Annotated in this window: 12 protein-coding genes and 1 pseudogene; 5 read left to right on the forward strand and 8 right to left on the reverse strand. The window is 70.7% G+C overall.

Features of this window, described 5'->3' with window-relative positions; all coding sequences use genetic code 11:
• The first annotated feature begins 1 nt into the window (after position 1).
• From ACGFWE_RS31790 to ACGFWE_RS31805, 4 genes are all read left to right on the forward strand, one after another.
• Positions 2 to 364 (forward strand): ArsR/SmtB family transcription factor, encoded by a 363-nt coding sequence (locus tag ACGFWE_RS31790; protein WP_393603366.1) that lies wholly within the window; start codon positions 2 to 4, stop codon positions 362 to 364.
• Positions 348 to 884 (forward strand): SRPBCC family protein, encoded by a 537-nt coding sequence (locus tag ACGFWE_RS31795; protein WP_393603368.1) that lies wholly within the window; start codon positions 348 to 350, stop codon positions 882 to 884. Before ACGFWE_RS31790 ends, ACGFWE_RS31795 begins: the two co-directional genes overlap by 17 nt.
• A 91-nt stretch (positions 885 to 975) precedes the next feature.
• Entirely contained in the window at positions 976 to 1,716 is a 741-nt protein-coding gene (locus ACGFWE_RS31800) for a VOC family protein (protein WP_393603370.1), read from the forward strand.
• Positions 1,717 to 1,781: 65 nt separating this feature from the next.
• The gene (locus ACGFWE_RS31805; protein ID WP_393603372.1) at positions 1,782 to 3,536 is read left to right on the forward strand and encodes an ankyrin repeat domain-containing protein; all 1,755 of its coding nucleotides are present in this window, start codon (positions 1,782 to 1,784) and stop codon (positions 3,534 to 3,536) included.
• 83 nt (positions 3,537 to 3,619) lie between these two features.
• On the opposite strand, the gene ACGFWE_RS31810 is transcribed toward ACGFWE_RS31805, so the two are convergent.
• The 3 genes and pseudogenes from ACGFWE_RS31810 to ACGFWE_RS31820 all read right to left on the reverse strand — a co-directional run bounded on the left by ACGFWE_RS31810 (position 3,620) and on the right by ACGFWE_RS31820 (position 5,387).
• Positions 3,620 to 4,345, reverse strand: a complete 726-nt coding sequence (locus ACGFWE_RS31810; RefSeq protein ID WP_393603374.1) for a class I SAM-dependent methyltransferase — start codon at positions 4,343 to 4,345, stop codon at positions 3,620 to 3,622.
• Between the two features lie 51 nt (positions 4,346 to 4,396).
• Positions 4,397 to 4,767 (reverse strand): annotated as a pseudogene (locus ACGFWE_RS31815) (hypothetical protein).
• Positions 4,764 to 5,387 (reverse strand): RraA family protein, encoded by a 624-nt coding sequence (locus ACGFWE_RS31820; protein ID WP_393603376.1) that lies wholly within the window; start codon positions 5,385 to 5,387, stop codon positions 4,764 to 4,766. Before ACGFWE_RS31820 ends, ACGFWE_RS31815 begins: the two are co-directional and overlap by 4 nt.
• Before the next feature lie 157 nt (positions 5,388 to 5,544).
• On the opposite strand from ACGFWE_RS31820, the gene ACGFWE_RS31825 reads away from it, so the two are divergent.
• Positions 5,545 to 6,390, forward strand: coding sequence for a nitroreductase/quinone reductase family protein (locus ACGFWE_RS31825; RefSeq protein ID WP_393603378.1), 846 nt, complete (start codon positions 5,545 to 5,547; stop codon positions 6,388 to 6,390).
• 402 nt (positions 6,391 to 6,792) lie between these two features.
• Here the strand turns inward: ACGFWE_RS31825 and ACGFWE_RS31830 are convergent, their stop codons facing one another.
• The 5 genes from ACGFWE_RS31830 to ACGFWE_RS31850 form a co-directional block, all read right to left on the reverse strand.
• Complete coding sequence (locus ACGFWE_RS31830; protein WP_393603380.1) at positions 6,793 to 8,835, reverse strand: HelD family protein; 2,043 nt, start codon at positions 8,833 to 8,835, stop codon at positions 6,793 to 6,795.
• Positions 8,836 to 8,891: 56 nt separating this feature from the next.
• Positions 8,892 to 9,500, reverse strand: coding sequence for a TetR family transcriptional regulator (locus ACGFWE_RS31835; RefSeq protein ID WP_393603382.1), 609 nt, complete (start codon positions 9,498 to 9,500; stop codon positions 8,892 to 8,894).
• Positions 9,501 to 9,528: 28 nt separating this feature from the next.
• Entirely contained in the window at positions 9,529 to 9,906 is a 378-nt protein-coding gene (locus tag ACGFWE_RS31840) for a phosphotransferase family protein (protein WP_393603384.1), read from the reverse strand.
• A gap of 241 nt (positions 9,907 to 10,147) precedes the next feature.
• Positions 10,148 to 10,327 carry a hypothetical protein gene (locus ACGFWE_RS31845; RefSeq protein ID WP_393603385.1) on the reverse strand — a complete coding sequence of 60 codons (180 nt, stop codon included), beginning with the start codon at positions 10,325 to 10,327 and terminating at the stop codon, positions 10,148 to 10,150.
• A gap of 75 nt (positions 10,328 to 10,402) precedes the next feature.
• Positions 10,403 to 12,487, reverse strand: a complete 2,085-nt coding sequence (locus ACGFWE_RS31850; RefSeq protein WP_393603387.1) for a phosphotransferase — start codon at positions 12,485 to 12,487, stop codon at positions 10,403 to 10,405.
• Positions 12,488 to 12,665: the final 178 nt, after the last annotated feature.

The raw sequence follows: 12,665 nt of genomic DNA on the forward strand, positions 1-12,665 counted from the left end.
CATGGCACGAGCGGCGACGACCTCGGACGCGTTCAACGCGATAGCCGAACCGCAGCGGCGGCAGATCCTGGTGCTGCTGCGGGACGGCGAGCGGCCGGTGAACGACCTCGCGCGGGACCTGGGAATGACCCAGCCGCAGGCCTCCAAGCACCTGCGGGTGCTCCGGGAGGTCGGGCTGGTGCGGGTCCGCGGGGCGGGCAAGCAGCGGCTGTACGGCCTGGACGCCCACGGGCTGCGGCCGGTCCACGAGTGGCTGGGCGGCTTCGAGCGGTTCTGGAGCGGGGGCTTCGACCGGCTGGACGCGTACGTGCGGGAGCTGAAGCAGACAGGGCAGGAGGGACCACACGATGGCAACGACGAGTAGCGGCGACGAGGCCGCGCACCCGACCGTGGACCGCGAGATCGTGATCTTCCGGATGATCGGCGCCCCGCGGGAGTTGGTGTTCGAGGCGTTCACGCGGGTGCGGCACCTGTCGCGGTGGTGGGGGCCGGAGGGCTTCACCACCACGACACGGTCCTTCGAGTTCCGTGTCGGCGGGTCGTGGGACTTCGTGATGCACGGCCCGGACGGGACCGACTACCAGGAGTGGATCACCTGGCGGGAGATCGTCCCGTCGGAGCGGATCGCGCTGCTGCACGGCGAGTCCCGCGACGACCCGAACGCCTTCGAGTCGGTGCTGACCTTCGAGACCGCCGGGGACGAGACCCGGATCGTGATGCGCACGGTGTTCCCCACCAAGGAGCTGCGCGACGAGGCCGTGGAGAAGTACCACGCGGTCGAGGGCGGCGAGCAGACGCTGAGCAACCTGGCGGCCTACGTCGCCGAACTCACCCGGGACGACACCGGCCGGAACGAGGCCGCGCCGAAGGGAAGGGACAGCTGATGGCCGGGAAGGTGTAGGACCACCCTCCCGCACCAGCAGGCGGGCTGGCCTGGCAGGCCGACCCGGGAGGCGACTGCATAGGATCGTCGGCATGGTGCTGCGACCTGTGCAGGTGAACATCAAGGCCGTTGACGCGTCGGCGGTCGGTCGGTTCTGGGCGCAGGCGCTCGGGTGGAGTGCCTACAGTCCCGGCGTGACCACCTACGTCGGCCCCGCGGGCGGGCTCGTGTGGCCGGACCCGGTCGCCTTCGGTATCGACGTCGTTCCCGTCCCGGAACCCAAGACGGCGACGAAGAATCGCCTGCACCTCGATCTCGCCACCACCTCCGCCGCCCATCAGGCGGAGTTGGTCGCGCGTCTGAAGACTCTCGGCGCGACGCCCGCCGACGTGGGCCAGGGCGACGTGCCGTGGACGGTCCTCGCCGATCCCGAGGGCAACGAGTTGTGCGTGCTGGAGCCCCGGGAGGTCTACCGGGACACCGGGCCGATCGCCGCCGTGGTCGTGGATTGCGTGGATCCGCGGGCCATGGCCCGGTTCTGGGGCGAGGCGATGGACTGGGCCCCGCACGAGGTGACGGACGATCAGGCGACGCTGCGTTCCGCCGCGGGGACCGGCCCGTATCTGGAGTTCCTCCGTACCCCCGACGTGAAGACCGTGCCGGACCGCGTCCATCTCGACCTGCTGCCGTACTCCGGTGACGACCAGGCCGCCGAGGTGGCCCGGCTGCGTGCCCTCGGCGCCACCGACCTCGACCTCGGCCAGGGCGAGGTCCCGTGGACCTGCCTGTGCGACCCGGAGGGCCACGAGTTCTGCGTTCTCGCTCCGTCCTGACGCCCGGCCCGCACGAGCTCCCTGCGGCACCGGGCATTGTCAGTGCCGTGTGCGACGCTCGGCGCATGGGGTTCTTTGACGATCTGGTACTTGCTGAGGAACCGGCCGTCGAACAGGCCGTGCTGGTGCGGTTATGGCCGCCGCGAGAGGACGAGGGACGGTATGCCCCGCCCGTCGACCGGTTCGCGCCCGCGCTGTCGCCGCAGCTGGAAGTGATCGGTGTGGGGCCCGAGACGCGGGTCGTGGTGACGGGCTGGTCCGTGTGGCCGGGGTCGGTCACCTTGCATCTGTCGGTGTTCCGCAAGGTCCGCAGACAGAGCGGGGACCAGCGGCGGCAGTCCGGGCTGCGGGTGGGGCTGCTGTTCTCCGACGGCCGCCGGGTGACCTCGCTGGACGGCACGGTGACGCTGAGGATCCCGTACACCGGGCCGCAGGGTGAGGCGCTGGAGGCGGCGACCGAGCAGGCGGTCGGACTGATCCCGCTGGATCCGGGCCTGCACCACTCCCGCAGATCCCTTTTCAAGACGGACGTCGACCTGTATCTGCCGGAGCTTCCCCCGCCCGGTCAGGCGCAGTTGGTCGTCGAGTGGCCCGACGAGGGCGTGCCCGAGACGCGAACCCCCGTGGACGCGGACGCGCTCCGCGCCGCCTCGCGCCGCGCGTTCGAGGTCTGGCCAGGACTCGAACCGCCGGAGCAGGAGGCGGCCACGGGTGCGATCGGGACCTTCGAGGTCAGCGGACCACCGGCACTTCTGGCACCACCCCTCAACCGACGTCAGCGCGAGGTCCTTCGGCGTGAGGAGGAGGCCCGGCAGCGCTATGTACCGCGTCCCGACTGGCAGCGCATGGGCTACGCCGACTGGGGCGACGCGGCCCTGGTCAGGTCCCGGCTGGAGGCGGGCGCCCCGCCCGACGCCCGCGTCGGATGGCAGGGCGCCACCCCGCTGCACCTCACGGCGGAACAGGGCTCGGCGGAAGCGGTGGCCGCACTCCTGCCCCACGTCGCGGACGTCGACGTACGCGACGACGAGGAGCACACCCCGCTCTGGCACGCCGTCCACAGCATGGACGAGGCCACGGTGCGGGCGCTGATCGACGCCGGGGCGGACGTGTGGACACCGCAGGCAGAACCCTGGTCACCGGGTCGGCTGCTGCTGACCACTCCCCTCGCCCAGCTCGTTCAACACCTGCCCGATGCGGTGGAGTTGCCGTCCGACGAGGTCGCCGCCCAACAGGCGGCCGACGCGCTCATCGCGGCCTTCGGCACGCAGGAGATATGGACCGAGGGGCTCGGCATCTGCTTTGTCCAGGGCCTCGACGAGGACGAGCTGATACGGCGGCTCGGTGCCGATCCCGAGCAGTGCCCGAGGACCGATCCCGACCACGCGCCCTTCGAGCCGGGCGACTACGACAAGTCCCTGCGCCACGTGGGCATCACGGGCGTCGACGGCACCCCCGGCGGCTGTGTGATCACCCAGAACGGGTACCTGCCGAGCGACGACGCCGTGCTGCGGGCGATATCGGCGGGCACCACCGCCTACGGGGTCTACTTCAACCCCAAGGGGGGCATATTCGGCACCCTGGCACGCGACGGCGAGATCGTCGCGCACGACGAGATCGGCCTCGGGCCGCACGCCTCCGACCCGGCCGCCTACTGGACCTTCCGTTTCTGGCAGCGCAAGCACGCGTTCCCCTACGGCGCCGACATCCTCGCCTACTGCTGCGCCGCCGCCGGTCTGCGAATAGCTGACGGGCGGGACGCGGTCGGCCCCCGGGTCCCGCGCCGCTGGGTGCCCCTGCCGACGCGACTTCAGCGCTGACCACGAGCCCTGCCGGAAGCTCGACGCGGTCCGCCTGGCGTACCACGCAGGAGGACATCGGCGGGCTCGCGCGGGGGACATTCCTAGGGGCGCCGGGCCACGAAGACCAGTTCCTTGCCCGGCCGGTCCGGCGCGCCCCGTACGTCGTCCACCACGAACCCCTGCGCATCCAGTTCCGCCTCGACCTCCGCCCGCTCGCGGAAGCGCAACGTCGAGTCCGAGGTCAGCACCCGCCCGTCCGAGGCGAACACATAGGTCCACCGGAACGTCACCAACTGCCCCTCCACCGCGATGACTTCGACCCAGCTCTCCACCACCCCGGCCCCGGGCACGTCGGTCACGGCGTACGACTCCTGCCGGTTCCACTCCTCCCAGGCCCGCCGCGCGGGGTCCCGCGTCTCGAACACCAGCCGCCCACCGGGCCGTAGCACCGCGTAGGCACCCCGCAGGGCCTCCCGCCAGGCGTCCGCTCCAACGATCTGCTGGGCGACGTTGGCCGTCATGGTCACCAGGTCGACGCGCAGGGGCGGCAGTCGGGAGGCGTCCCCGTGGATCCAGCGCACCCGCTCGCTCCCCGGCTTCCCACGGGCCACGTCGAGCGAGGCCAGGGCGGGATCGACACCGACGACCTCGATGCCCCGCCCGGCCAGCAGCAGCGCGAACACCCCTGTCCCACAGCCGAGATCCAGCACCTGCCGCGCCCCGAACTCCTCCACCATGCGGACATAGGCGTCGAGGTCGCCGCGATCGCCGTCGAGCGCGTCGTAGATCGCGGCGAGCCGGGGATGGGTGAAGCCTTCGTCAGCCATGCGCTCGACCGTAGGCGGAGGGGGCCGGGCCGGCCACCCGATATCGTCCGGTCACCGTCCCTCGCTCGCCTGCCACTCCTCCGGGACCACGAAGTCCCTTTCCGTGCGCCCCACTTGGGGCTCCGCTCGATGCGGGAGAGCCCGTCCAGGAAGCTGGGCCGCCACCCAGGCCCGGTCGGCATCGGTGATCTCGTCGTCGACCCAGGTCGTGGCCCACGCCAGCGCACAGCCGAACGACGTCAGGCGTGCGACGAGCGCGAGGTTCACACGGGACCGATGTCCGTCTCGGTGTCAGTGTCGGGAAGCGGGCGGCCGGTAACGACATCCGGCGGCGGGAAGGCCGGCTCGTACAGCGGATACGGCCCCGCCGCCCCGAACGGCAGCAACGTCCCGTCGACGTCCAGGAAGAGAAGTGCCCTCACTCCTCGAATCCACCCTCCGCGAGGATCTCGTCGACACGAGCCCGGTGCGCCGCCTCCCAGTCGTCGAGCGTCTCGGCCGCCTCCTTCGCCAGCGCGGCGCGGGCGGCGGCGAGGATGTCGGCCCGCCGCGCGGCGGGGACCGCCACGATCCCCTCCTCGTCGGCGACCACCACGTCCCCGGCCTCGACCCGCACCCCGCCGCACCGCACGCCCTCACCCAGCGGCGTCACGGCCTTCTTCGCGCCCGGGATCGGGATGACGCCCCGCGCGAAGACGGGGAAACGGGCCTCCCGCACCTCGGCGAAGTCGCGGATCAGCCCGTCGAGGACGAACCCGGCGATCCCCCGCCGCTGCGCGACCGCGCACACGTTGCCGCCGGCCAGGGCGTAGTCGAGGTCCCCCGACTCGACCACGATCACCGAGCCGGCCGGCGCCCGGTAGATCGCCGCGTGCAGCATGAGGTTGTCGCCGGGAGGGCACCGTACGGTGAACGCGGGCCCCGCGACCCTCGGCACCGGCCCCCACAGCGGCCGGACCCCGATGTCCATGACCTGGTCGCGACCGAGCAGATCGGCCAAGGTTGTCGTGGGAGTGTCCGCAAACTCAGTGGTCTCGATCATGCCCCGGACGTTACCGTGCGTGTATGACTGCCGGGTCGGCCTTGTGCCGTGAGCGAGTTGGGTGCCCGGCCTCTGAGTGAGGCCGGGGAGGGCGAGAAGCCCTCCGCTTTCTCTGAGTCGTCCAGGAAATGACCGGAGACCAGAGAAAGCAGAGAGAGTGACCAACCCCATCCAGGACTTCAACCAGCGGATCATCGACGAGTTCCGCGCGAACCACGGCCGGGTCGGCGGCCCCTTCGAGGGCGGCCGCCTGATCCTCCTCACCACGACCGGCGCCCGCACCGGCACCCCGCACACCACCCCCGTCGGCTACCTCCCCGACGGCGGCGACCGTATCCTCGTGATCGCCTCGGCGGGCGGCTCGCCCCGCCACCCCGACTGGTACCGCAATCTTGTCGCGCACCCTCAAGTCACCGTGGAGAGCGGCGTGTTCACGTACGAGGCGAAGGCGGTCGTCCTGGCGGGCGAGGAACGGGACCGAGCCTTCGCGCGAGCGGTGGAGTCCGACCGCGGCTGGGCGGTGTACCAGGAGAAGACCGACCGGGTCCTCCCCGTGGTCGCCCTGCACGAGATCGCCCGGCCGGGCCCGCCGAACATCAACGCCTCCTCCCCGGGCGAGGCGATCAGGCTCGTCCACGACGCCTTCCGCCGCGAACTGGCGCTTGTCCGAAAGGAGTTGTCCACCTCGACCAGCACCCTCGGAGCGCAACTCCGCGTCAACTGCCTGACGTTCTGCCAAGGCATGCACAACCACCACACCGGCGAGGACGTGGCGATGTTCCCGTTCCTGGCCGACCGCCACCCGGAGGCGGGCCCGGCCCTCGACCGCCTGCGTGCCGAGCACGAACAGATCGCCGCGCTGGTGGAGGAGTTGAGGCAGGCCCTCACCGGCGGGGCGGACCTCGACTCCGTCCGCACGGAGGTCGACCGCCTGACGACGGAGCTGGAGGCTCATCTGACATACGAGGAGGAGCAGTTGATCCCCCTCCTCGACCGCACCTGACCTACCGGCGAGGTGTCGGCCACCCCGCGTGAACCTTGTCAGCGGGGTGGCCGCCGCCTCGGGATATCCGCGGAGGAAACTCGCGGGCGGCCGCCACCACCGGTTTCAACGGACGGCCGCCGCCTCGCCGCCCTCAGGTACGGCGGCCGCCCCACCGGACCCGCCCGCGAGGCGGCCTCACCCAGGCCCCCGGCCGGCAGTCACCCCACCGGACCTGCCCGCCGGGCCGCGGCCACCTCCGGATGCCCGTGGACGGTCGTCCCCCGGCCCCCGCAGACCGCAACCACCAGCCCCACCAGCCCGCGGAGCCGCCGCCCCTCGGGATGCCCGCAGGGCGGGCGCCACCACCGGACCCCCCAACCGCAGCCCCCTAACCTCCCCCCACAGACGTCCACCGCCACGCTAGAACGGCAGCGGCCGCCCATGCACCACCACCAGCCGTGACACCGCCCGGGTCAGCACGACGTACAGCCGGTGCAGTCCCCGTTCCTCCGCCTCCGCGATCGTGGCCGGCTCGACGGCCACCACGTGGTCGTACTCGAGTCCCTTGACCACACCGGCCGGTACGACGCTCACACGCGCACCCAGCTCGTCCGGTCCGGCGGTGACGATCCCGGCCGCGTCGAGGGCCTGCCGTACGCGTGCCACGTCGGCGTCGGCCGCGACGACCCCCACCGACCCCTCGTGCGCGAGCGAGTCCCGTACCGCGTCCACGACCGTGTCCGGCAAGGCGTCCAGGGAGGTGGGCCGAATCGTCAACTCCCCGTCCCCGCGCAGCGACCGCCCCTCCGGTACCTCCACATCCAGGTGTGCGAGAAGCCGGTTGGCGAACCCGACGACGGCCTGCGGCACCCGGAAGCCGATGGTCAGCGGTACGACGGCCGCGTCCGGCTTGCCGAGGTGCCGCAGGACGGTGTGCCACGAGCGGGCCGCCCAGGGCGTGGTCCCCTGCGCCAGGTCCCCGAGCACGGTGACCGACCCGAAACGGGCCCGGCGGGCGATCGCCCGGCATTCCATCGGCGACAGGTCCTGCGCCTCGTCGACGACGAGATGGCCGTACCCCTCGGGATGCTCCACCAGCCCCGCGACCTCGTCGAGCAGCACCAGATCGGCCGCCGACCACCGCGCCGACTTCCACGACCTCGGCGGCTTGGCCCACAGCAGGTTCTTCTGCTCCTCGGCGTCGAGGACCCCCTCGGCGGCGACCGCCAACTCCGACCGGCCGCTGAGTAGTTCGGCCAGGACCTCCTCGGGTCGCACCTTGGGCCACACGGTGTCGAGGAACGCCCCCATCACCCGCGACCGCGAAACCCGCTGCACCCAGGCGCCGTTCTGCGGCCCCGCCCGCCGCTCGGCCTGCAACTGCACACTGCGCACCACCCGCCCGCGCACCCGCTCCCGCCCGACGCCGTACGGCGGTGCCTCCTGTCGTACGTCCGCCACGATCCGCGCGAGTTCACCGGCCCGGACCCGCCACCGGTACGAACCGTCCGGGATCTCCAGGGAGTTGACGCCCTCGCTCGACACGCGCGCGTAGAGCGCCCGGCACAGTACCTCCGCCATGCGGGGATCGTGCTTGAGGACGGCGGTGGGGTGGGCGTCGGCGGCGGTGACCGGGTGGCGGGCGATCTCGTCCTGGAGCGTGGACTGCCGTACGCCGCTCTCGCCGAGCGCGGGCAGCACCTGGGAGATGTAGGAGAGGAAGGTCCGGTTGGGCCCGAGGACGAGAAGGCCGCCGCGTCGCATGCGCTGCGGGTGGGTGTAGAGGAGGTAGGCGGCCCGGTGCAGCCCGACGGCGGTCTTGCCGGTCCCGGGAGCGCCCTGGACGCACACGGAAACGGCGAGGTCGCTCCGTACGAGATCGTCCTGCTCGGGCTGGATGGTCGCGGCGATGTCCCGCATGGGCCCGACGCGGGGCCGTTCGATCTCCTGGGTGACGATGGCGCTGGGCCCCGACTCGCCTTTGCCCAGGTGCTCGTCCTCGAGCCCGGTGAGGTCGGCGGAGTCCCCCTTGCTCCCCGGCGCCCACCCGAACCGCCGCCGCACGGCGACCCCTTGCGGCTCGCGGGCGCTCGCCTGGTAGAAGGCGCGGGAGACGGGCGCACGCCAGTCGACGACGAGGGGCGGGGCGGCGGGATGCTCGGTGATCCGCAGCCGGCCCAGGTGATACGCCTGCCCGGCATGGTCACCGCGGTCGAACTCCAACTTGCCGAAGAACAGCGGCCCTTCGGGCAGCTCCCGCATCTCCTTGGCCTGACTGCGCAGCTGGTACCCGAGTACCTCGGCGTCGGCACCGGAGGCGGAGACGTTCTCACCGACGACGACCTGCTCCTGCGCCCCGTCGACCATGGCGGCAAGGGCGGTACGGCACCGGTCGTGATGGGAGCGCTCGCGGTGGAGGGCCTCTTTCAGGGCGATCGGGGAAGCGGGGTCGGCTGACGTCATGGGGACGAGCGTACGCGAGAAAATGAGACTGGGTTAAATCTTTTACTGCATCTCACTCAGGCGAGCCACGACAACCCGTCCGCCAGCAGCCCGAACGCCCGCTGCGCCGCGGCCACGGCATCTCCCCGCACGTTCTCGACCGTCTCCCCCTCGGCGATCCGCCGCCAGTTCTCCATCGCGAGGATCCGCCGCACGGCGATGATCTGCCCGGCGGCCAGCCGCGCGTCGAGATCACCCCCGAGCACCTCGGCGAGCGCGGCCTCCTGCCGCTCCAGGTGCCCGTGGGCCCGGGCCACCAGGGCGGGGGTGCCGTAGAGCAGCGAGTGAAAGGCCAGAACAGCGGGGTGATCATTGAGCCCGGTGACGGGATCCTCCCGCTCAAGACCGTCGAGGAAATGCCGCCGGAGCGCGGCGAGGGGCCGCTCCTCGGATTCGGCCACGACCCGCGCGGCCTCGTCCTCGTGATCGACGATCCGGTGCAGGACGAGGTCCTCCTTGGCCGGGAAGTACCGGAAGAGGGTGGGCTTGGAGATCTCGGCGGCGGCGGCGATCTCGGCGACGGAGACGGCGTCGAAGCCCTTCTCCAGAAAGAGCCGGATGGCGATCTCGGACACGTTCTCGTACGTCCGCTGCTTCTTGCGCTCACGCAGGCCGGGGTCGGTCATGGGGTGAGCCTACGCACCGGGTCGGGAGTCAGGACGCCTTGAGCGGGGCGGGCAGCTTCGGCACGACACGCCTGCGCAGCCCCAGAGAGCCGGTGGCGGCGGACAGGGTCATCTCGTACGCGTCGACGGCCCGCCGTACGTTCGGCGTGCTCAGCGCGGCCCCCGTCGTCATCCGGTCCAGATCGACGTAGGCCGAGCGGATCTGCTCGATCCAGCGGTCGAACATACGCATGCGCATCTCCGTCCGCGTCGGCGTCAGATGCAGATGGCGTACGAGGTCGTAGAGGGGATCGCCGATCATCCCCATCTCCCAGTCGATGATCGTCAGCCCGCCCCGGCGCCCGGCACGCACCAGATTCCAGGGGCTGAGGTCGCCGTGCAGCAGAACGGGGGTGCGCTCGGTCACCTCGTAGCGGCCGAGGATCCACCGGAGTACCTCCCCGTTCGACCAGCCAGCCGTAGAAGCCGCCCTTGGGCTCGTCCTCCCGCTCCAGCCCGTCAAGAAGACGCCACCGCGGGGTGATGAGGGGTGGCTTGGAGGTCTCGGCGGCTGCGGCGGCCCGGCCGTGGAGACAGCGTCGGCGCCCTTTTGAGGAAGAGGCGGATGGCGGCGAAGCCGCGGAAGCGTGGTCACGCTGTTGATTCGGTCAGCGCGGGCAAGTGCAGCGCCATGGTGGCTTCTCGGCCAGACCCCACAGGTCGTCGAAGTGCTTGTTCCAGATCGCGACGGAGGCATCGGCGTCGTCGCCGTCCTTGCGGGACCAGACATCGAGCTCGGTCCGACAGCCCTTGGGGTCGAAGTACTCGGGCTCGGTACCGGAACCCATGGTTCGGCGACGAGGTCGCTCTCCCACGCTCTCGCATCCGCAGCCCCTGCCCCGTGTGGGACTGCCGGCCGAACGTCACATGGCGGCTGGGGGTCCGTCCGCCGCCAGTCCTCCATGGTCTCCGTGCGGCAAGGCAAGAGCAAGATACGGGTTCGCCATGGACTTGGTCTTGAGGCCCAGATTCGCGGTCGCCTCGGCCAGGGTCATCGTGTACCGCTCCACCGCACGGCGGACATTGGGCGCTTCCAGGCTGTCGCCGGTCACCAGACGATCGAGGTCCACGTACGCCGAACGGACGGTCTCGATCCAGCGGTACACCCGCCAGTCCTGCGCCCAGCCGCTCGTGCACTCCTCCGGCAACAGCCTCGACCAGCGGGTGAGCAGTCGCTCCCGGATCTCTGGGAGCGTGGGAGTCAGATGCATGTGGCGGACCAGGTCGTACAGAGGGTCGCCCACCATCGCCATCTCCCAGTCGATGAGGGTTAGGCCCGATCCGTCCTCGCGGCGAATCAGATTCCACGGGTTGAGGTCGCCGTGGAGGAGGACGGGCCGACGCGACGTCACCTCGTGCCGGCGCAGGATCTCACCCAGGCGCAGACTGCTCGGCAGTCCCAGCTCGCGGGCCAGGTCGGAGGTCCGCTTGGGGAGTTCCCCTACCAGTCGGATCAGTTCATCGCAGAGCCCCTGGAAGAAGTTTACGGATGAAGCGTTCGGGTCGAGTTTTTCCAGCTTCTCCCGATCGACGAAGCTCAGTGCCTCGAGCTGGTTGACGAGGTCGTCCGCCTCGTGGGGCAGCAGTCCGTCCACAGGATGCTGCGGATGCTTGATCTCTCCCTTGGGCCCCTCGTACGTGTGGATGGTGAACTCGTCGCCGAGCTCACTGACGCCCAGCGCCAGCACTCTCGGAGCCCGCACCAGCACTCCGGAGACTTCGATCGCGCGGAGGACCGCGTGCTCGTACAGGTACCTCCGCTCGCGGGAGTTGTACGTGCCCACCTTCCGTCGCACCATGACCGGATCCGGATAGTCGGCAGCCGATACCCGCACCGCGGTGCTGAGATGTGCCGTCCCCTTGAACACGTGCCCCGCCGAGGCCGCTCCCTCCTCGAACAATGCCTCCGACACGGCGCGCCTCGGAAACAGCGGATGCTCCAGAAGACGATCGTCGCGCTCCCACTGGATGGATGACACGGCACGCTCCCGGCTGTGCCGTTTGCCGTGCGAGGCGTTCCAGCGGAACAGGATGCGCTCGATGGCCTTCTCGTCGGGCACGCTCTTGAGACGCAGGGGCTCCGCAGCTGCCACCAGAGCACGGTGTACGGCATGGGTGGCCGCGTCCAGGTCCCGCTGTCCGTAGGAATCACCCAGCGAGGTCGCCGCACGCATCACGTCCGGGTAGACGGACTGGGCCTTTTCGAAGGCCACGTAGTGCTTGAGATCCCGCTCCAGGCCGTGAACCGCTTTGCTCCGGCGCTGCCCCATGCCCGTGCGCCACGCCTCCACCACCTCCCACCACTGATGATCCGGATACTGCATCCGCACCAGGTGCGTCGCTAGGTCGTGCAAGGGATCGCCGTAGCTCGCGAGCTCCCAGTCGACGCAGATCAGTGGCGGATCACCGTGGTACGACACAATCACGTTGTCGCGGTGCAGGTCGGTGTGCAGCAGGCTGAAAGGGCGGCTGATCATTGACGGAACACGCTCGGCGAAGCGCACGAGCGCGTCCTCGGGGATGCCCAGCGTGGCGAACAGACCGCCGAACCTGCCCCAGTTGTGCCGCCGCACCTGCTCGTCAGCGGTAATCGCCAGTGTGCGCAGGAAGGCTCGGCTGTCGCGGCTGGAGCGCGGCCAGGACTGCGGGAGGGGCGGCAGATCCTTTCTGCGTACCTGCGTCATGTCGGCCAGCAAACCTGCGAGCGCCTGGATGAGGTGGGACGCGACCGGCTTGCCGTTGGGGCAGATGCTGGACAGCGGCACGCCCTGCACATAGCTCAGGATGCTCACATCGCCGTACTGAGCGAGGCAGCGCGGCACGTGAGGCAGGACGCCGTGGATCGCGGCGAGGATCTCGGCCTCGTCCTGCCAGGTTCTGATGACGACGGGCAACGCGGTGCGGATCCGCTCCCGCACCGTGATGGTCTCCCCCTCCTCGCAGCCCATGAGCCGGCGGTCGGACTCGTTGAGCAACCGCACCATGTAATTCAGGTTGTGGTGCCCCCGGCCGAACTCTCCGAGTGCCCTGGCATAGCGCAACGCGGCGTCGGGCGCCGAGCGTCGGGCTCCAGGCGATGGTGGACCACCCAAGGGGCACTCCTGAATAGCTATGCGTTACCTATAA

It is taken from the genome of Streptomyces sp. NPDC048523 (assembly GCF_043199815.1).
In the GTDB taxonomy this organism is placed as follows: Bacteria; Actinomycetota; Actinomycetes; order Streptomycetales; family Streptomycetaceae; genus Streptomyces.